Raw genomic sequence first — 17,475 nt, 5'->3', positions numbered from 1 at the left:
AGGACCGTTCGGGAAGATCCGGGTTACTCGCAAGGTTGTCGTAGTCGTCGGGAGAATTGACCCCGACGGTCCACGGCTGCCGACGACCCGGAGGTGACGAGTGTCCAACCCGATGGCCGGTGGCGGCATGGGCGGCTGGAGCATGCTCCGGTCGATGCGCAACCGCGACGAGATCTCCACCCACCAGCTCAAGCGCGGCACCGCCAAGCGCATCGTCGCGTTCGCCCGGCCCTACCGGCGCGACATCGTCGTCTTCCTCGTCACCGTGGTGATCGCCGCGGTGATCGGGGTGGCCACCCCGCTGCTCGCCGGTGACGTCATCGACGCGATCGCCGGCGGTGGCGACGACGCGGGCGCCACCGTGGTCCGGCTCGCGCTGATCATCGCGGTGCTGGCCGTGGCCGACGCGCTCTTCTCGCTCGCCCAGCGGTGGTATTCGGCGCGGATCGGCGAGGGCATCATCCTCGACCTGCGCACTCGGGTCTACGACCACGTCCAGCGGATGCCGCTGCAGTTCTTCACCCGCACCCAGACCGGTGCGCTGGTCAGCCGGCTCAACAACGACGTCCTGGGCGCCCAGCGGGCGTTCACCTCGACGCTGTCCGGCGTGGTCAGCAACGTCATCCAGCTGGTGCTCACCGCCGGGGCGATGCTCGTGCTGTCCTGGCAGATCACCGTGCTGGCGCTCGTGCTGCTGCCCATCTTCATCATCCCGGCCCGCCGGGTCGGGCGGCGGCTGGCCGAGATCACCCGCGAGTCGTACAACCTCGACGCCAAGATGAACGCGACCATGACCGAGCGGTTCAACGTCTCGGGCGCCCTGCTGGTCAAGCTGTTCGGCTCGCCCGATGTCGAGGCGGCGCGGTTCGCCGGCCGGGCCGAGCGGGTCCGCGACATCGGCATCCAGTCGGCCATGTACTCGCGCACCTTCTTCGTGGCCATGCTGCTGGTCGCCTCCCTGGCCCAGGCACTCACCTACGGGCTCGGCGGCTGGCTCGCCGTCACCGGCGCGGTCAGCGCCGGCACCGTGGTCAAGCTGGCGCTGCTGCTCACCCGCCTCTACGGCCCGCTCACGGCGCTGTCCAACGTCCGCGTCGACGTGATGAGCGCGCTGGTCTCCTTCGACCGGGTCTTCGAGGTGCTCGACCTGCGCCCGGGCATCGACGAGAAGCCCGACGCCGTGCCGGTGCCGCGGGGCAACGGCCGGGTCGAGTTCCGCGACGTGCGCTTCCGCTACCCGAGCGCCGCCGAGGTCTCGCTGGCCTCCCTGGAGGAGGTCGCCGCGCTCGACCGCACGGTCAACGAGCCGGTGCTCAAGGGCGTCTCGTTCGCCGTCGAGCCCGGGCAGATGGTGGCCCTCGTCGGCCCCTCGGGCGCGGGCAAGTCCACGCTCTCCATGCTCATCTCCCGGATCTACGACGTGAGCGACGGCCAGGTGCTGGTCGGCGGGGTCGACGTCCGGGACGCGACGCTCGCCTCGCTCCGCGACGAGATCGGCGTGGTCACGCAGGACTCGCACCTGTTCCACGAGACCATCCGCGAGAACCTGCGCTACGCCAAGCCGGACGCGACCGACGACGAGATCTGGGCCGCGCTGGCCGGCGCGCAGGTCGCCGACCTGGTCCGGGCCCTGCCCGACGGGCTGGACACCACGGTGGGCGAGCGCGGCTACCGCTTCTCCGGCGGCGAGAAGCAGCGCATCGCCATCGCTCGGCTGCTGCTCAAGGCCCCGTCGATCGTGATCCTCGACGAGGCCACGGCCCACCTCGACTCGGAGAGCGAGGCGGCGGTGCAGCGGGCGCTGTCGGTGGCGCTGACCGGGCGTACCGCGCTGGTGATCGCGCACCGGCTGTCGACCGTCCGCGAGGCCGACCAGATCCTCGTCCTCGACGAGGGGCGGATCGTCGAGCGCGGCCGGCACGACGAGCTGGTGGCCGTCGGCGGCCTCTACGCCGAGCTCTACCGCACGCAGTTCGCGGTCACCGACTCGCCGGCGCCCTACGCCGAGCCGGAGCGGCCGGAGCAGCCGGAGCCGGTGGTCACCACCGTCCCGGTCGGCACCTACGTGGCCCAGGAGGCCCTGCCCCCGGCCGCCGCCAACTAGCCCCCGGCGGCCGCCGACCTGCCCACCGCCAACGGGCACTTGGTCGGCGGCCGCCGACCAACGTCGCCTGACAATTCGTCCCGAGGGCTTGACCCTGACGCTGCGTCAACCCCCCATGCTGCTCCCATGAGCATTCCCCCAACGGAGCATCAGGTCGAGCAGCCCGCGATACGCGTGCGCGGCCTGGAGAAGTCGTTCAAGCAGGTCACGGTGCTGCGCGGCGTGGACGTCGACGTGGCGCGGGGCAGCATCTTCGCCTTGCTCGGCTCGAACGGGGCCGGCAAGACCACGATGGTGAAGATCCTCTCCACGCTGCTCAAGGCCGACGCCGGGACCGCCCGGGTCAACGGCTTCGACGTCGCGACGCAGGCGGCCGACGTGCGCGAGTCCATCAGCCTCACCGGGCAGTTCGCGGCGGTCGACCAGATCCTCAGCGGCCGGGAGAACCTCGTCCTGGTGGCCAGGCTGAGGCACCTCAAGGACCCGGGTGCCATCGCCGACGACCTGCTGCGGCGCTTCTCGCTGACCGAGGCGGGCAACCGGCGGGTGGCGACGTATTCCGGGGGCATGCGCCGCCGGCTCGACATCGCGATGAGCCTCATCGGGAACCCGCCGGTCATCTTCCTCGACGAGCCGACGACCGGGCTGGACCCGGAGGCGCGCATCGAGGTGTGGCAGGCCGTCCGGGACCTCGCCCGGGGCGGCACGACGGTGCTGCTCACCACCCAGTACCTCGACGAGGCGGAGCAGCTCGCCGACCGCATCGCGATCCTCCACGAGGGCCGGATCCTCGTGAACGGCACCCTCGACGAGCTCAAGCGGCTCCTGCCACCGGCCGAGGTCGAGTACGTCGAGAAGCAACCGACCCTCGAAGACGTCTTTCTCACCCTCGTCGGCGCCGGAACGGACAGGGAACAGCGATGAACAAGCACTTCCTCGGCGACACCGCCGTGCTCCTGGGGCGTTCGCTGCGGCACATCGCCCGCAGCCCGGACACCATCATCACGACGGCGATCATGCCGATCGCCTTCCTGCTGCTGTTCGTCTACGTCTTCGGCGGCGCCATCGAGACCGGGTCCGACTCGTACGTCAACTACCTGCTGCCCGGCATCCTGCTCATCACGATCGCCTCGGGCATCTCCTACACCGCCTACCGGCTCTTCCTGGACCTGCAGGGCGGCATCTTCGAACGGTTCCAGTCCATGCCGATCGCCCGGTCCGCCGTGCTGTGGGCGCACGTCCTGACCTCGCTGGTCGCCAACCTGATCTCGCTCGTGGTGGTGATCGGAGTCGCCCTCCTCATCGGCTTCCGCACCGGGGCCGGGGTCCTGGGGTGGCTCGCGGTCGCCGGCATCCTGGTCCTGTTCACCCTGGCGCTGACCTGGATCGCCGTGATCCCCGGACTCACGGCGAAGTCGGTGGACGGCGCGAGCGCATTCTCCTACCCGCTCGTCTTCCTGCCGTTCATCAGCTCGGCCTTCGTGCCCACCGGGTCCATGCCCGGCCCGGTGCGCGCGTTCGCCGAGCACCAGCCGGTCACCTCCATCGTCAACGCGATCCGGGACCTGTACACCGAGCAGAGGGTCGGCACCGACATCTGGATCGCCCTCGCCTGGTGCATCGGCATTCTCGTCGCGGCCTACGTGTTCGCCGGCGTCACCTACCGTCGCAGGATCTCCTGAGCTGGCGTTGGGCGGTGAGGGGCAGGATCGGAGCATGCTGACGATCGGTCAACTGGCGGCGTACGCCGGCGTCACGGTGCGGGCGGTGCGGCACTACCACCAGATCGGGCTGCTGCCCGAGCCGGAGCGCGACGCGGCAGGTTACCGGCGGTATCGCGCGGCCGCGGTCGTGTCCCTCATCAAGATCCGCACGCTGGCCGACGCCGGCGTGCCGTTGTCCCGGATCGGTCAGATGCTCGACGCCGACCCGGCTGCTTTCGCCGAGGCGGTGCGGCGGATCGACAGCCACCTGAGGGATGAGATCCAACGGCTGGAGACCAGCCGCGAGCAGATCGCGCAGCTCGCCGCTGGGGACGCCCTGGCGCTCCCGTCGGAGGTGATCGCCTATCTCGATCGGCTCCGGGAGCTCGGGGTTTCGGAGCGGATGGTGGAAGGTGAGCGGGACGGGTGGATCCTGCTGGCGGCCCGCTGGTCCGATCGCGTCCGCGAGTTCATGCCGGGGAAGCTCGCGCAGCTCGACGATCCGCGTGTCGTTCGGCTCTACCGGGTCCTGTCGGAGATCTTCGACGACGACGACGCGGGCGACGACTCGCGTCTGGAGGAAGCCGCCGACCTCATGGCCTGCCTGGCCGAGCAGGCGCACGCCTCGGGCGAGATCAACCTCGGGGAGGAGGCGTACGACGATCTGCCGCACGACCTGCTGGATTCGCTGGCCGTCGAGGCCGATCCGCGGGTGGAGCGGCTCGTGGAGCTGTTGCGCGAGCGTGGGTGGAGTGGTTGGAACCGCATGGAGCGGCTGGCGGAGCGGCCCGGCTGACCTGGCCGTCACCCCGACCACCGCCACCCGGCGCCGGCCAGCCGCCGGTCCTACGAGGCCAACCGCTGCCCTGCGTGGCGACCCGGCCTCGCGGGACCGGCGGCGCCGTCCGCCTGGTTGATCTCCGCCCACACGGCATCGAGGGAGAGGCCGAGCACGTCGGCGATCGCCGCGATGGTCGGGAAGGCGGGGGTGGCCACCCGGCCGGACTCGATCTTCCGAAGGGTCTCCGGCGAGACGCCCGCGTCCAGCGCGGTGACAAGCATCGAACGCTCCCCCCGGGCCTGGCGCAGGAGCGCGCCGAGGCGCTGCCCGCGCTCGACCTCTGCGGGAGTGAGCGGCAACCTGACCATGACGCCGATTGTAGTACCGGGATAGTATGGCCGGGATATTTATTGGCCGGACGAGTAAGGCGTCGCATGATCGAGATCCTGAGCCCCACCGAGCTGCCACGAGCCAGGGAGGCTGGTGCCCTGGTCGCTGACATCCTGCAGACGCTGCGGGGTCGTTGCGAGGTCGGCACGAACCTCCTGGACATCGACCGCTGGGCCCAGTCCATGATCACCGAGGCCGGCGGGAAGTCCTGCTACGTCGACTACGAGCCGTCCTTCGGGCGCGGGCCGTTCGGCCACTACATCTGCACGTCGGTCAACGACGCCGTGCTCCACGGGCTGCCCCACGACTACGCGCTCGCCGGCGGTGACCTGCTGACGCTCGACCTCGCCGTCGCCCTCGGCGGAGTCGTCGCCGACTCCGCCGTCAGCTTCGTCGTGGGCGACTCGAGACCCCCGGAGAGCGTCGCGCTGATCGGCGCGACCGAGCGCGCGTTGCGGGCGGGGATCGCCGCGGCCGGGCCGGGAGCGCGCATCGGTGACATCTCCCATGCCATCGGTTCGGTCCTCCGCGAGGCGGGCTACCCGGTCAACACCGAGTTCGGCGGTCATGGCGTCGGGTCGACGATGCACCAGGACCCGCACGTCCCGAACACGGGGCGGCCCGGCCGCGGATACCGGCTGCGCCCCGGGCTGTTGCTGGCCCTGGAGCCGTGGGTCATGGCGGACACCGCCGAGCTCCGCACCGATGCCGACGGCTGGACGCTGCGCAGCGCGACCGGCTGCCGGACCGCGCACAGCGAGCACACGATCGCCATCACCGACGACGGGGCCGAGGTGCTCACCCTGCCGAAGCAGCCGCAACCATGAGCTAGCCGCCGGCGGTCACCGCGGCGCGCAGCTCACCGAAGGCGGCCCCGAGCGTCTCCGGGGTGAAGTGCGCGTTCAACCCGCTCGGGTTGGGCAGCACCCAGAGCCGGGCCGCCGCGAGGGGTTCCGGCTGCGGCCCGAAGCCCGCCTTCGGCCGGGCGAACCCGATCCGGTACGCGGTCACCCCGACCACCGCCACCCAGCGCGGCCGGTACCGCGCCACCTTGGCGGTCAGCTCCCGCGCCCCCTCGACCAGCTCCTCGGCGGTCAGCTCGTCGGCGCGGGCGCTGGCCCGGGCCACCATGTTGGTGATGCCCAGCCCGAGACCGGGCAGCTCGTCCTGCTCGCTCGGGTGCAACTGGCGCGGGGTGAAGCCGCCCCGGTGCAGGGCCGGCCAGAACCGGTTGCCCGGGCGGGCGAAGTGCCAGCCGGTGGCCGCCGACCACAGGCCCGGGTTGATGCCGACGAAGAGCACGTCCAGCCCGGGCGCGATGACGTCCGGGAGGAGCCGGTCGGCGGCCGCCGCGAGCTGTTCCTTGCTGGGGCGGGGATAGCGCCGGGCCGGCGACCCCGGTGCGGGGTCCGGCCGGCCGCCGGCGGGACGGCGTCGGTCGCTCACAGGCCGCGCAGCGCGCCGCCGTCGACCGGCACGGTGACCCCGGTGACGTAGCCGGCGGCGGGGGAGAGCAGGAAGGCGGCCACCCGGCCGAACTCGGCGGGGTCGCCGATCCGGCCCAGCGGGATCGACGCCTCCGCCTCGGCGCGGGCCCGCTCCGCGTCGCCGCTGGCCGCCAGGAGTTCCCGGTTACGGTCGGTCATGATCCGCCCCGGCAGGAGGCTGACCACCCGTACGCCGCGGGGGCCGTGCTCGTCGGCCAGGTCCTTGGCGACGCCGGCCAGGCCGGGGCGCAGGCCGTTGGAGATGCCGAGGCCGGGCAGCGGGCTGCGGACCGAGGTGGACAGCACCAGCCCGATGGCACCCCCGTCGGCGAGCGCGGCGGCCACCGTGCGCGCGGTGCGGACGCTGCCCAGGAAGACCGTCTCGAAGGACTCCCGCCACTGCTCGTCGGTGACCTGGGCGGCGGTGCCCCGGGGCGGGCCGCCCACCGAGATGAGCGCCCCGTCGAGCCGGCCGAACTGCTCGCGCGCCGCCGCGACGAGCCGCTCCGGGGTGCCCGCGTCGGTGAGGTCGGCGGTCAGCCCGATGACCCGCTCCGGCCCGCCGAGCGCCTCGACGGCGGCGGCCACCCGCTCCGGGACGCGGGACGAGATCACCACGCGCGCGCCGTCGGCGACGAGCTGCTCGGCGGTGGCGAAGCCGAGGCCGCCCGAGGCGCCGGTCAGCACGTACACCCGGTCGGCGAGTCCGAGATCCATGGGGCCGATCCTGCCGTACCGCGGAGGGGCCTGCCACCCGCTCTCAGCGCGGGGCGGGCCGGAGCAGGCGTACCCGGCCGGCCAGCTGGGCCGCGACGGCGCCGCCGGCCCGGGCGACGGCCGGCAGCCGGCGGGGCCGGGGCGCGGTGCGGCCGTCGTAGCGGGTCGCCGCCTCGCGGGCGGCCAGTTCCTCGGCCCCCAGCGGCGGCAGCGTGCCCCGGTCGCGCAGCTCCCGGGCCAGGTCCCAGCCGTCGCGCAGGGAGCCGTTGGTGGGGCGGCCGGCGGCCCAGCCGGCGAAGGTGGCCGGCCAGGCGTCCCCGACACCGGCCGCCAGCAGCGGCCAGTGCCGGGCCACGTCGCCGGCCCGCTTGCGCAGCAGCGCCCGCCGGGCCGCCTCCACGGGCGCGGCGGCGAACCCGGGCGGCAGCGGCCCGCCGGCCACCAGCGCCGCCACCAGCTGCGCCTGGCGCGCGGCCAGGTTGCCGCCACTCACCTCGCCGCCGGGCGCCGGGACGCGGCGGCGGCCCGGCGTTGCCGGGTTGCCGCCGCTCACGTGACCACCGGGTGTCCCGAGGCGGCGGCCAGGGCGTCCAGCTCGCCGCGCAGCTCGGCGGCGGGCGGGTAGTGGCCGTCGCGTTCCAGCAGCAGCGCCGGGGGAGGGCGCCGGTCGCACAGCTCCCGGACCAGGTCGAGCACCTCGGCGGGGACCGGGTCGGTGTGCGTGTCGTGGTAGAAACCGCCGTGCTCGGCGCCGCCGGCCACGTGCACGTAGGCGATCCGGTCCAGCGGCAGCCGGTCCAGCAGGGCGGTCGGGTCGCCGCCCCGGTTGCAGGCGTTGGCGTGCACGTTGGCGACGTCGAGCAGCAGCAGCGCGCCGGTGGCGTCGAGGATCTCGGTGAGGAAGTCGGCCTCGTCCAGCTCGTCGTCGGGCCAGTCGAAGAGCGCGGCGATCGGCTCCAGGGCCAGTGGCACCGGCAGCTCCGCCTGCGTCCGCCGCACGTTGGCCACCACCGCGGCCACCGCCTCCCGGCTGCGGGGCAGCGGGAGCAGGTGACCGGCCTCCACGCCGCCGGCCCGCACGAACGCGATGTGCTCGCTGACCAGCGGCGCGTCCAGCGCCGCGGCCACACCGGCCAGGTGCGCCACCCGGGCCGGGTCGACCGGTTCCGCGCCGCCGAGGGAGAGCTTCACCCCGTGGGGTACGACGGTGACGCCCCGGCCGCGCAGCTCGGCCAGGCCGTCCGGGAGCGGCCCGGCCGGGGCGACCGACTCGGCGACCACCTCGACGAACCGCAGCCCGGGCAGGCCGGCCACGAAGCCGGCGATCTCCGGCCGCCAGCCGATGCCCACGCCGGACGGGCCGGTCATCCGCCGCACCCGCCACCGCCGCCGCAGCCGCCACCGCCCCCGCAGGAGCTGCCACCGCCGCACGAGCTGCCGCCCCCGCAGGAGCCGCCCGAGCTGCCGCTCGACCCCATCGCCTGGCGCTGGATCTCGGCCTGCTCGGAGAAGCCCGGGTCCATGCTCCAGAGGGTGGCGGTGCCGAACAGCGCGACGCCCATCGCGGCGTCGGACGGGCCGTAGGTGGCGTAGGCCGGCGCGGCGGAGGGACGCAGCCAGGTGTGCTCCCGGCGCAGCTCGCGCAGCGCCCGGGTGGCCGCCCGGGTGCGCCACGGCACCCGGTTGAGCAGGAGGAACGCGATGAACAGCGGCACCAGGGTGAGCATCAGCCAGCCGACGGGCCGGCTGTTGGACATGCCGGCGAAGGCCCGGACGAAGCCGAGCGCCAGCAGGGCCCCGACGAGCAGGGCGCCGCGGCGCAGCGTCGCGCGCCGCTCCTTGTCCAGTGCCAGGCCGCGACGCACGAGACCGTCGCGCAGCTCGTCGAGGGCGCGCCGGACCCACTCGTCCTGGCCCAGCTCCCGGGAGCGCAGGCCCCGGTTGGCCGCGTGGTGGATGGCCTGGTCCAGCGGGGTGACGCCGGCCGGCAGCGGGCCGCCGGTGGTGAGCCGCCGGTCGGGGCGTACGCCGACCGCGCCGGCCCGGCGCAGCCCGCCGAGCGCGGTCCAGACGGCGAGCTGGTCGCCCCCGTTGAGGTAGGCGACCTGCTGCGGCCCGAGCGGCCCACCGTCGTGGACCGGGGTGCCGGCCAGCGCGCGCCACCGGTACACCAGGGCACCGGCGACCAGCACGACGGCCGCCACGACGTACCAGCGGAGGAAGACGGGGCCGGGGATGCCCCAGGTGTCGCCCGCGAGGACTGTCATGCTCTGCTCCTGTCGCGAGGGGTCGCGGCTCATTGTGGAGCAGGTCCGCCAGCGTCGATCTCCCCGGCGGGTCGAGTTACCGGACCGAGACCCGCGGCCGGTCAGTGCCGGCGCACGGCCTCCTCGACCAGGTCGAGCACCCGGCCCAGGTCACCGGCGGGACGCCCCATCGCCAGGTGCAGCACCAGCCCGTCGTACGCCAGCTCCAGGAACTGGGCCAGCACGTCGATCGGCACGTCGTCGCGAAGCACCCCGGCCTCGCGCTGGCGGAGCAGGCGCTCCCGGGTGGCCTCGGCGATCGCCGCCGAGCGTTCCGCCCAGCGCCGGGCGAACGCGGGGTCGGTGCGCAGCCGCCGGGACACCTCGAGCTGGCTGCCGAGCCAGCCGGTGGTGTCCGGGGAGACCGCCCGGGCCAGCAGGTCACGCATCACCTGGACCAGGCCGTTGCGGGCCACGGTCTCCACCATGACCGCCGCGTCGTCCTCGGCCACGGCGAGGAAGAGCGAGTCCTTGTCCCGGAAGTGGTGGAAGATCGCGCCCCGGGAGAGCCCGGTCGCCTCCTCCAGCCGGCGGACCGTGGCACCCTCGTAGCCGTGTCGGGCGAAACACGCCCGCGCGGCGCCGAGGATCTCCTGGCGGCGCGCGTCGAGCTGGTCCTGGCTTACTCTGGGCACGGAACGATCGTTCCAGGTGCACCGGGCCGATGCAAACCGTACGTACGGCTTGAGATGTGGTTTTCGCATGATCGTCCGGCCGGCCGAGCCGGTTAGGATCCTCCGGTGACCCAGGCCGTGCCCCTCCCCACCCACCCGCTGACCGTGGCCACCGTGCAGGCCGAGCCCGTGCCCGGTGACGTCGCCGGCAACGCCGCCACCGCCGCCCGCCTCGTCGGCCGGGCCGCCGGCGCCCGGGTCGTGGTGCTGCCCGAGCTGTTCCTGCCCGCGTACCACCCGCCGACCCTGGGCGCCGACCCGACCGGCACCGACGTGGCGGCCGACCCCGAGGGCCGGGTCGACGACGGGCGGCTGGACCCGCTGCGCGCGGCGGCCCGCGACGGCGGGACGTGCGTGGTGATCGGCGCGGCCGTCCGGCATCCCGACGGGCGGCGCACCATCTCCTCACTGGTGGTCGACCCGGCCGGCGCGGTCACCGCCGCGTACGACAAGCAGCAGCTCTGGGGCGGCGAGCGCGAGCTGTTCGACGCCGGCCGGCGGGGCGCCTCGCTGCGGGTCGACGGCTGGCTGTTCGGCCTCGGTATCTGCTACGACGGCTGCTTCCCGGAGCACGGCCGGGCCGCCGCGCTCGACGGCGCCCACGGCTACCTCTGCCCGAGCGGCTACCTGGCCGGCTCCGAGCACCGCCGCGACCTCTACTACGCCGCGCGCGCCCTGGACAACACCATGTATGTCGTCTTCGCCAACTCCGTCGACGGCGCGGACCCGTGGCGGTTCAACGGCGGCGCCGCCGTCTACGAGCCGGAGGGCCGGCCGCTGGTCCGGGGCGCGGACACCGGCGAGGACGTGCTGGTGGCGACGCTCGACCCGGCCGCCCTCGGCGCCACCCGTGCCGCACACACCATGCTCACCGACCGCCTGCCCCACCAGGGCCTCGCCCGAACGACGCTCGTCGGCTGACGGCATGGTGCCCTCGGGCCTGTCGGTGGCGCACGCGGTCCCGTAGGGTTCCCGAGTGCCGTTGCTCCTGCTCGATCTGGACAACACGCTGCTCGACCGTGACGGGCCGTTCCGCGCCTGGGGTGAGCGGTTCCTGGACAGCATCGGCGCGCCGCCCACCGACATCGACTGGTTGCTCTCGGTGGACGCCGACGGCCTGACCGACCGCTGGGACGTCGCCGACGCCATCCGCGACCGGTACGGGCTGCGTATCCCCTCCATCGACCTGGTCGAGGAGCTGCACGACGGCGTGGTGGGATTCACGCGGCTGGATCCCCTGGTGGCCTGCGCGCTGCGGATCGCCGACGACGCCGGCTGGGTGCCCGTGGTGGTCACGAACGGCACGTCCCGCCAGCAGGACGCCAAGATCCGCCGGACCGGCCTGGACCGCTACGTCGCCGACTGGGTGATCTCCGAGGAGGCCGGGGTCAGCAAGCCCAACCCGCGGATCTTCGCGCTGGCCGCCCAGCGGGCGCGGATGCCGCTGCGCGGCGCCTGGGTGATCGGCGACAGCCCCGAGGCGGACATCGGCGGCGCGACAGCGGTCGGTCTGCCCAGCGTCTGGCTGCACCGCGGGCGCCGCTGGTCGGACACCCGGTTCGCGCCCACCCGCACGGTGGACGGGCTGATCGCCGCGGTGGCCGCCGTCCTGGCCGGCTGAGCGGTAATTCGGTTGACCCGTCCGGGGCCGCCGGTGACCATGGTGCGGCGCGAGGGCGCAACCGGGCGGTGCCCGGTCGAGGAGAGGAGGTCGGTCATGGCCGTCTTTGCAGGGTCCAACCACCTGCCTCCACCAGCCTCGATCGAAGGACCGATCCACCCGTGCGCGATCACGACTTCCCGGCGCCGCAGCGCCGTGGCCGCGGCAAGAGCCGCTTCGACGACGACGAACCCACCTTTCTGAAGCGGGGCCGGCACGCCGAGCCGGTCCTCGCCGACCCCGACGCCGAGCCGGACGGGGAGGACCGCTGGTCCTCCTGGGACCAGGCCGTGCACGGGCCCGAACCCCACCCGGACTGGCTGGTCACCGAGCTGGCCGCGAAGGACACCGAGCTGGGGGTGCTGAAGACCGGCAAGGAGGCGGACGTCCACCTGGTCCGCCGGGCCGTGCCGGAGACCGGCCGTGGCTGCCTGCTGGCCGCCAAGCGGTACCGGGATCCCCAGCACCGCCTCTTCCACCGGGACGCCGGCTACCTGGAGGGGCGCCGGGTGCGCCGTTCCCGGGAGATGCGGGCCATGGCCGGACGGACGTCGTTCGGCCGGCAGATGATCGCCGGGCAGTGGGCGGCGGCCGAGTTCGCCGCGCTCGCCCGGCTCTGGGAGATCGGCGCCGCCTCCGGGCGGATCGCCGTGCCCTACCCGGTGCAGCTGCTGGGCACCGAGCTGATGCTGGAGTTCGTGGGCGACGCCGAGGCGGGCGAGGCCGCGCCCCGGCTGGCCCAGCTCCGGCCCGAGGGCGCCGACCTGCGCGACCTGTGGGAGCAACTGGTCGACGCCCTGGTCGTGCTGGCCCGCGCCGGGTACGCCCACGGCGACCTGTCCCCGTACAACCTGCTGGTGCACGCGGGGCGGCTGGTCATGATCGACCTGCCGCAGGTGGTCGACGTGGTGGCCAACCCGCAGGGCGCGGAATTCCTGGGCCGGGACGTCCGCGTGGTCGGCACCTGGTTCACCGCGCGTGGCCTGCCCGCCGCGGACACCGATCCGGAGGCGCTGACCGAGGTGCTGCTGCGGGAGGCGGGCCTGCGCTGAGCGCGCCGCGTCGGCGGCCCAGCCGCGCACTGGCCTCGGCGCTTTCGGGCGGCCGGCCGGGCACCGGCCCCGGCGTTCCCGGGCGGGCACGGCCCGCCCGGGACGTCGGCACGGCGGCCGGCCGCCGGCTCCCGCTCACTGGAGGTAGCGCTCGACCTCGGTCACCGGGCGCTGGCCCTGGGCGTCGGGGTCGCCGTGCGCCTGGCGCGCCGCCCGGCGGCGGCGGAGCAGGTCCCAGCACTGGTCGAGGGACTCCTCCAGCGCCCTCAGCCGCTCCTTGGCCTCGTCGTCGGTGCCGGCCTCGTGCTCCTGCGCGGCCGAGCGCAGCCGGTGCTCCTCGTCGACGAGTTCGGAGATCCGGCTCAGGATGGTCTTGTCGTCCATGCCCGAAGCTTGGCACAGGGGGCGGGCACGCGCCCGCGTTCTCCCCAGTCGGCCGGTGGGAGTTGATCGCGCCGGCCGGCCCCGGTGACGGCCGGCGCGGGCCGGCGGCGGCCGGCGGGGCGCCGGGCGGACCTGCGCCGGAAGCCGGCCGGAAGGTCCATCGTGGAGGGATGTGCGCGCCGGAAGCCTTCCGGCGTGACGCAAATCCCACCGGCTCCATTGTCGACACCGGGATTGTTGTGGAGTGAGATATTTTCCTGTCTGTCTTTTGATCCGTCGTTCAGGATGGCATGCTCGCGGGCAACGTCACGGGTCATGACGGTGTCGCGACCCTGGGTAGAACTGAGGGGGGCCATTCACGTGGACGAGTCGGCGGACGAGCCCCGGCCCACCGGGCGGCCCCACGCCGTTCCGCTGCGGCACATCCTTCCCGGCCTGCTCCGCGACCCGGCCCGCGCGCTGATCGACGTGGGCAACCGGACGGGCGGGGCGCTCGTCCGGCTGAACCTGGGCTCGTTCCGCCCGTACCTGGTCACCCACCCCCGGCACGTCCAGCATGTGCTGCGCGACCGGGCGGAAAACTACGAACGGGCCGGTGACGGGCTGTTCTGGCGCCCGGTCAAGCGGTTGTTCGGCGAGGGCATCCTCGGCGAGGGGCAGATCTGGTCGGCCAGCCGCCGGATGCTCCAGCCGATGTTCACCGCCAAGCGGGTGGAGGCGCTGATCGACGGCATGGCCGACGCCATCCGGGACGCCGTCGACGAGCTGGACGAGCCGTGCCGGGCGGGGCGCCCCGTCGACATCGGCGCCGAGCAGGCCCGGATCGTCAGCCGCGCGATCATGCGGGTGCTCTTCGCCGACAAGATCTCCGTGCCGGACGCGCTGCGGGTGATCGACGCCCAGGACGTCATCGCCACCGCGGTGATCCCCCGGATCGTCGTGCCGTTCGCCCCGCTGTCCCTGCCGATGCCCGGGGACCGCCCGTTCCGCCGCGCGGTCCGCATCGTCGACGACGTGCTGGTGCCGATCGTCCGGGAGACCCGGGCCGTGGCCGACCAGGGCGACGACATCATCTCCACGCTCTGGCGGGCCCGCACCGACGACGGGCGGCAGCTCGACGAGCGGCAGGTCCGCAACGACACCGTGGCCATGTTCGCGGCCACCACCGAGACCACCATCAACGTGCTCACCTGGGCCTGGCCCCACCTGGAGCAGCGGCCCGACGTCGCCGACCGGCTCTACGCCGAGATCGACCGCGTGGTGGGCGACGAACCGGTACGCCGCGAGCACCTCGCCGATCTCACCTACACCCGCATGGTCCTGGACGAGCTGCTCCGGCTCTACCCGATCGGCTGGATCATCCCGCGCCGGGCGGTGGCCGCCGACGTCATCGACGGCGTGCCGATCGAGGCCGGCGCCACCATGGTGGCCAGCCCGCTGATCACCCAGCGCATGCGGCAGTTCTGGGACCGGCCGGACGAGTTCGACCCGGAACGGTTCCGGCCCGAGCGGGTGCGCGCCCGCCACCGGTACGCCCACTTCCCGTTCGGCGGCGGCCCGCACCAGTGCCTCGGCATGTACCTGTTCTACCTGGAGGCGCAGCTCATCCTCGCCACCATGCTGAGCCGCTACCGCTTCCGGTTGCGCCGCCCCGGCGTACCCGGGTTGCGGCTGGCCGCGGCACTGCGGCCGCGCGAGCGGGTCGAGCTGACCCTGTTGGCCGCCAGCCGGCGGGCGGAGCCGGCATGACTGCCGGGGAGGTACCGGATCCGATCGCCGCCGCGGCGGAGCAGGGGCGGATCTGCGCGCTCGCGGCGAAGGGCCAGCGCGACCTGGCGCGGTGCGCCGCCGGGCACGCCGAGCTGTTCCCCGGCCGGCCGTTCGACGCCACGCTGTTCAGCAGCATCGCCCTCGCCATGACGTTCAGCGCGCCGTGGTGCAGCGCCGAGGAGCTGGCGCTCACCAACCGGGCCGTGCTCTGGGGCTTCGCGGTCGATTGGCAGGTCGACCACGAGGCGGACTGCCGGTCGGAGGTCGACCGCATCGTCAAATCCTGCCTCGCCGTCGTCGACGGCGCGGCCCCGGACGACCCGCTGGGCCGGTTCCTGGCCGAGCTGCGCGACGACCTGGCCGCCACCCCGTCCTGGGCCGAGCTGCGCGGGGCGTGGCGGGACACCATGGCCCGCACCCTCGACGCCATGGCCCGGGAGTGGGACTGGAAGCAGGCCGGCCACCCCACCCTCGACGACTACCTGGCGAACGCCGACAACCTCGCCGCCACCGTGGTGAACGTGGCCCACTGGATCCACACCGGCGACGCCGGCACGCACCGCGCGCTGCCCCGGCTGATCGAGGTGAGCGACGAGGTCCAGCGGGCGCTGCGGCTGGTCAACGACCTCGGCACCCACCGGCGTGACCGGGAGTGGGGCGACCTCAACGCGCTCCTGCTGGTGGACGACCCGGCGGAGATCGAGCGGCGCCTGGCGGAGCAGGTCGAGCACTGCCGGCGGCTGCTGGCCGACCTCGCCCCCGCCTGCCCCCGGCAGGCCGACTTCCTGGCCCGGCAGCTCGGCTTCACCAGCGGGTTCTACCGGCTCACCGACTTCTGGGGCGCCCAGTGAGCCTCACCGCGGGTCGCGCGCCGGTCACCCACCCCGGCGTCCGCGCCGAGCAGGCCCGGGACCTGGTCACGGCCATGGTGGACAACCCGTCGGGGCAGACCTCCGCGTCGGTCTACGAGACCGGCCGGCTGGTCGGCCTGGCGCCCTGGCTGCCCGGCCACGACGTCCGCGTCTCCTGGCTGCTCGACCGGCAGCGCGCCGACGGCGGGTGGGGCGGCCCCGACGGGTACGCCCTGGTGCCCACCCTGAGCGCCACGGAGGCCCTGCTGACCGTGCTGCGCCGGGGCGAGCACGGTCCGGCCGGCCCGCTCGCCGGCGCCGCGCGCCGGGGCCTGGCCTTCCTGGCCGGCGCCCTCGGTGCCGGCGCCCCGCCCGACCTGCCCGCCACCGACCTCATCGTGCCGGCGCTGCGCGAGGGCGTCGAGCGGCACCTCGCCCGGCCGCCGGCCGGGCTGGCCGACTGGGCCGGCGCCCGCCTGCCGCTGCCGGCCGGTCTCGACCCGGGCCGGCTGACCCGGGTACGCGGCCTGCTGGCCACCGGACGGCCCGTCCCGGAGAAGCTGGCGCACGCGCTGGAGGTGGCCGGCGACGGGGCCTGCCGGGCGGCCGGGGTACGGCCCGCCGGGGCGGGCGCGGTCGGCGCCTCGCCCGCCGCGACGGCCGCCTGGCTCGGCCGCCCCGAGCCCGGCCCCGCGCTGGACTACCTGCGGGCGGTGAGCGGGCGCGGCCCGGTGCCCTGCGCCAGCCCGATCACCGTCTTCGAGCGTGCCTGGGTGCTCGGCATCCTGGCCCGGGCCGGCGTGCCGCCGGCCGTGCCCGGGTCGCTCGTGGCCGACCTGCGGGCGGCCGTCGGCGCGTCCGGCGCGGCCACCGGACCCGGCCTGCCCGCCGACGCCGACACCACCTCGGTCACCCTCTACGCGCTCGCCCGGCTGGGCCGGCCGCTGGAGGTGTCCCGGCTCGACGCGTACGACACGGGCCGGCACTTCTGCACCTGGCCGGGGGAGGACGGGGCGTCGGTGACCACCAACGCGCACGTGCTCGACGCCCTCGGGCAGCACCCCGGCCACCCCGGCGTGGCGGCCACCGTGGACCGGGTCGCCGGGTGGCTGGTCGAGCGGCAGGAGCCGGACGGACGGTGGGCCGACCGCTGGCACGCGTCGGCGTACTACGCGACGTACTGCGTGCTGCTCGCCCTCGCCGACCACGCCCGCGGCGCCGCGGCACGGGACGCCGTGCGGCGGGGCGTCGGCTGGCTGCTCGACACCCAGCGGGCGGACGGCTCGTGGGGGCGCTGGGGCGGCACCGCCGAGGAGACCGCGTACGCGGTGCTCGCGCTGGCCGGCGCCGGGCGACCGGGAGATACGCGCGTCGATGCGGCGCTGGGGCGGGGACGGCATCGACTGTCCGAGTGGGACGGAGACGCCGACGGGCCGGCCCTGTGGCACGACAAGGATCTCTACCGTCCGACGCTGATCGTGCGTGCCGCGGTGCTGGCCGCGTCGTGGTCCACCAGTGCAACTTCCACCGCGACGGCACAACCATGATCAGGATCGCTTGAATGGAGTTCACGACGGCTGCTAGCGTGCGCCGGAG

19 protein-coding genes are annotated in these 17,475 nt (G+C 74.4%); 11 read left to right on the top strand and 8 right to left on the bottom strand.

Features of this window, described 5'->3' with window-relative positions:
- Window positions 1-112: 112 nt before the first annotated feature.
- From GA0070214_RS30995 to GA0070214_RS30980, 4 genes are all read left to right on the top strand, one after another.
- The gene (locus GA0070214_RS30995) at window positions 113-2,104 is read left to right on the top strand and encodes an ABC transporter ATP-binding protein (protein ID WP_091270116.1); all 1,992 of its coding nucleotides are present in this window, start codon (window positions 113-115) and stop codon (window positions 2,102-2,104) included.
- A gap of 126 nt (window positions 2,105-2,230) precedes the next feature.
- Window positions 2,231-3,028: an ABC transporter ATP-binding protein gene (locus GA0070214_RS30990; protein WP_091270079.1), complete on the top strand. Its 798-nt coding sequence runs from the start codon at window positions 2,231-2,233 to the stop codon at window positions 3,026-3,028.
- Window positions 3,025-3,786, top strand: a complete 762-nt coding sequence (locus GA0070214_RS30985; protein WP_091270078.1) for an ABC transporter permease — start codon at window positions 3,025-3,027, stop codon at window positions 3,784-3,786. Before GA0070214_RS30990 ends, GA0070214_RS30985 begins: the two co-directional genes overlap by 4 nt.
- A 34-nt stretch (window positions 3,787-3,820) precedes the next feature.
- A complete protein-coding gene (locus tag GA0070214_RS30980) occupies window positions 3,821-4,603 on the top strand; it encodes a MerR family transcriptional regulator (RefSeq protein ID WP_091270077.1) in 783 nt (260 codons plus the stop codon).
- Window positions 4,604-4,653: 50 nt separating this feature from the next.
- On the opposite strand, the gene GA0070214_RS30975 is transcribed toward GA0070214_RS30980, so the two are convergent.
- A complete protein-coding gene (locus GA0070214_RS30975; protein WP_091270076.1) occupies window positions 4,654-4,956 on the bottom strand; it encodes a helix-turn-helix transcriptional regulator in 303 nt (100 codons plus the stop codon).
- Between the two features lie 66 nt (window positions 4,957-5,022).
- Here GA0070214_RS30975 and map point away from each other — a divergent pair, with 66 nt between their 5' ends.
- The gene (map, locus tag GA0070214_RS30970) at window positions 5,023-5,805 is read left to right on the top strand and encodes a type I methionyl aminopeptidase (protein ID WP_091270075.1); all 783 of its coding nucleotides are present in this window, start codon (window positions 5,023-5,025) and stop codon (window positions 5,803-5,805) included.
- 1 nt (window position 5,806) lies between these two features.
- Here the strand turns inward: map and mug are convergent, their stop codons facing one another.
- From mug to GA0070214_RS30940, 6 genes are all read right to left on the bottom strand, one after another.
- Window positions 5,807-6,424, bottom strand: coding sequence for a G/U mismatch-specific DNA glycosylase (gene mug / locus GA0070214_RS30965; protein ID WP_091270074.1), 618 nt, complete (start codon window positions 6,422-6,424; stop codon window positions 5,807-5,809).
- Window positions 6,421-7,182 (bottom strand): SDR family oxidoreductase, encoded by a 762-nt coding sequence (locus tag GA0070214_RS30960; RefSeq protein ID WP_091270073.1) that lies wholly within the window; start codon window positions 7,180-7,182, stop codon window positions 6,421-6,423. Before GA0070214_RS30960 ends, mug begins: the two co-directional genes overlap by 4 nt.
- Window positions 7,183-7,225: 43 nt before the next feature.
- Window positions 7,226-7,675, bottom strand: a complete 450-nt coding sequence (locus GA0070214_RS30955; protein WP_091270115.1) for an SCO6045 C-terminal-like domain-containing protein — start codon at window positions 7,673-7,675, stop codon at window positions 7,226-7,228.
- Between the two features lie 56 nt (window positions 7,676-7,731).
- On the bottom strand, window positions 7,732-8,550 hold the full coding sequence (locus GA0070214_RS30950; protein WP_091270114.1) for an MbnB/TglH/ChrH family RiPP precursor modification enzyme: 819 nt from the start codon (window positions 8,548-8,550) through the stop codon (window positions 7,732-7,734).
- Window positions 8,547-9,449, bottom strand: coding sequence for a TIGR04222 domain-containing membrane protein (locus GA0070214_RS30945; RefSeq protein WP_091270072.1), 903 nt, complete (start codon window positions 9,447-9,449; stop codon window positions 8,547-8,549). Before GA0070214_RS30945 ends, GA0070214_RS30950 begins: the two co-directional genes overlap by 4 nt.
- Before the next feature lie 101 nt (window positions 9,450-9,550).
- A complete protein-coding gene (locus GA0070214_RS30940) occupies window positions 9,551-10,123 on the bottom strand; it encodes a TetR/AcrR family transcriptional regulator (RefSeq protein ID WP_091270071.1) in 573 nt (190 codons plus the stop codon).
- 105 nt (window positions 10,124-10,228) lie between these two features.
- Between GA0070214_RS30940 and GA0070214_RS30935 the strand changes: the two genes are divergently transcribed.
- From GA0070214_RS30935 to GA0070214_RS30925, 3 genes are all read left to right on the top strand, one after another.
- Window positions 10,229-11,083 carry a carbon-nitrogen hydrolase family protein gene (locus GA0070214_RS30935; protein WP_244167929.1) on the top strand — a complete coding sequence of 285 codons (855 nt, stop codon included), beginning with the start codon at window positions 10,229-10,231 and terminating at the stop codon, window positions 11,081-11,083.
- A 55-nt stretch (window positions 11,084-11,138) separates the two neighbouring features.
- Window positions 11,139-11,783, top strand: coding sequence for an HAD family hydrolase (locus GA0070214_RS30930; protein ID WP_091270070.1), 645 nt, complete (start codon window positions 11,139-11,141; stop codon window positions 11,781-11,783).
- Between the two features lie 161 nt (window positions 11,784-11,944).
- Entirely contained in the window at window positions 11,945-12,874 is a 930-nt protein-coding gene (locus GA0070214_RS30925; RefSeq protein ID WP_091270069.1) for an RIO1 family regulatory kinase/ATPase domain-containing protein, read from the top strand.
- A gap of 135 nt (window positions 12,875-13,009) precedes the next feature.
- On the opposite strand, the gene GA0070214_RS30920 is transcribed toward GA0070214_RS30925, so the two are convergent.
- Window positions 13,010-13,258, bottom strand: coding sequence for a DUF2630 family protein (locus GA0070214_RS30920; RefSeq protein ID WP_091270068.1), 249 nt, complete (start codon window positions 13,256-13,258; stop codon window positions 13,010-13,012).
- A 315-nt stretch (window positions 13,259-13,573) separates the two neighbouring features.
- Between GA0070214_RS30920 and GA0070214_RS30915 the strand changes: the two genes are divergently transcribed.
- Genes GA0070214_RS30915 through GA0070214_RS30905 form a run of 3 tightly spaced genes read left to right on the top strand, consistent with a single transcriptional unit; the run spans window position 13,574 to window position 17,426 of the window.
- Window positions 13,574-15,007 (top strand): cytochrome P450, encoded by a 1,434-nt coding sequence (locus GA0070214_RS30915; RefSeq protein ID WP_377463661.1) that lies wholly within the window; start codon window positions 13,574-13,576, stop codon window positions 15,005-15,007.
- The gene (locus GA0070214_RS30910; protein WP_091270066.1) at window positions 15,004-15,879 is read left to right on the top strand and encodes a terpene synthase family protein; all 876 of its coding nucleotides are present in this window, start codon (window positions 15,004-15,006) and stop codon (window positions 15,877-15,879) included. The genes GA0070214_RS30915 and GA0070214_RS30910 overlap by 4 nt, the downstream gene beginning before the upstream one ends.
- Entirely contained in the window at window positions 15,876-17,426 is a 1,551-nt protein-coding gene (locus GA0070214_RS30905) for a prenyltransferase/squalene oxidase repeat-containing protein (RefSeq protein WP_244167928.1), read from the top strand. The genes GA0070214_RS30910 and GA0070214_RS30905 overlap by 4 nt, the downstream gene beginning before the upstream one ends.
- The last annotated feature ends 49 nt before the right edge of the window (window positions 17,427-17,475 follow it).

The organism is Micromonospora chaiyaphumensis (assembly GCF_900091435.1).
In the GTDB taxonomy this organism is placed as follows: Bacteria; Actinomycetota; Actinomycetes; order Mycobacteriales; family Micromonosporaceae; genus Micromonospora; species Micromonospora chaiyaphumensis.
Note: the sequence above shows the minus strand (reverse complement) of the source record. Positions and strands in the feature narration are given on the sequence as shown.

Bases quoted from the DNA above. Each gene is read 5' to 3' on its own strand.
- GA0070214_RS30990 (WP_091270079.1), top strand. From the start codon at position 2,231: ATGAGCATTCCCCCAACGGAGCATCAGGTCGAGCAGCCCGCGATACGC.
- GA0070214_RS30910 (WP_091270066.1), top strand. From the start codon at position 15,004: ATGACTGCCGGGGAGGTACCGGATCCGATCGCCGCCGCGGCGGAGCAG.
- GA0070214_RS30995 (WP_091270116.1), top strand. From the start codon at position 113: ATGGCCGGTGGCGGCATGGGCGGCTGGAGCATGCTCCGGTCGATGCGC.
- GA0070214_RS30920 (WP_091270068.1), bottom strand. From the start codon at position 13,258: ATGGACGACAAGACCATCCTGAGCCGGATCTCCGAACTCGTCGACGAG.
- GA0070214_RS30960 (WP_091270073.1), bottom strand. From the start codon at position 7,182: ATGGATCTCGGACTCGCCGACCGGGTGTACGTGCTGACCGGCGCCTCG.
- GA0070214_RS30975 (WP_091270076.1), bottom strand. From the start codon at position 4,956: ATGGTCAGGTTGCCGCTCACTCCCGCAGAGGTCGAGCGCGGGCAGCGC.
- GA0070214_RS30945 (WP_091270072.1), bottom strand. From the start codon at position 9,449: ATGACAGTCCTCGCGGGCGACACCTGGGGCATCCCCGGCCCCGTCTTC.
- GA0070214_RS30950 (WP_091270114.1), bottom strand. From the start codon at position 8,550: ATGACCGGCCCGTCCGGCGTGGGCATCGGCTGGCGGCCGGAGATCGCC.
- GA0070214_RS30980 (WP_091270077.1), top strand. From the start codon at position 3,821: ATGCTGACGATCGGTCAACTGGCGGCGTACGCCGGCGTCACGGTGCGG.
- map (WP_091270075.1), top strand. From the start codon at position 5,023: ATGATCGAGATCCTGAGCCCCACCGAGCTGCCACGAGCCAGGGAGGCT.
- GA0070214_RS30985 (WP_091270078.1), top strand. From the start codon at position 3,025: ATGAACAAGCACTTCCTCGGCGACACCGCCGTGCTCCTGGGGCGTTCG.
- GA0070214_RS30915 (WP_377463661.1), top strand. From the start codon at position 13,574: ATGACGGTGTCGCGACCCTGGGTAGAACTGAGGGGGGCCATTCACGTG.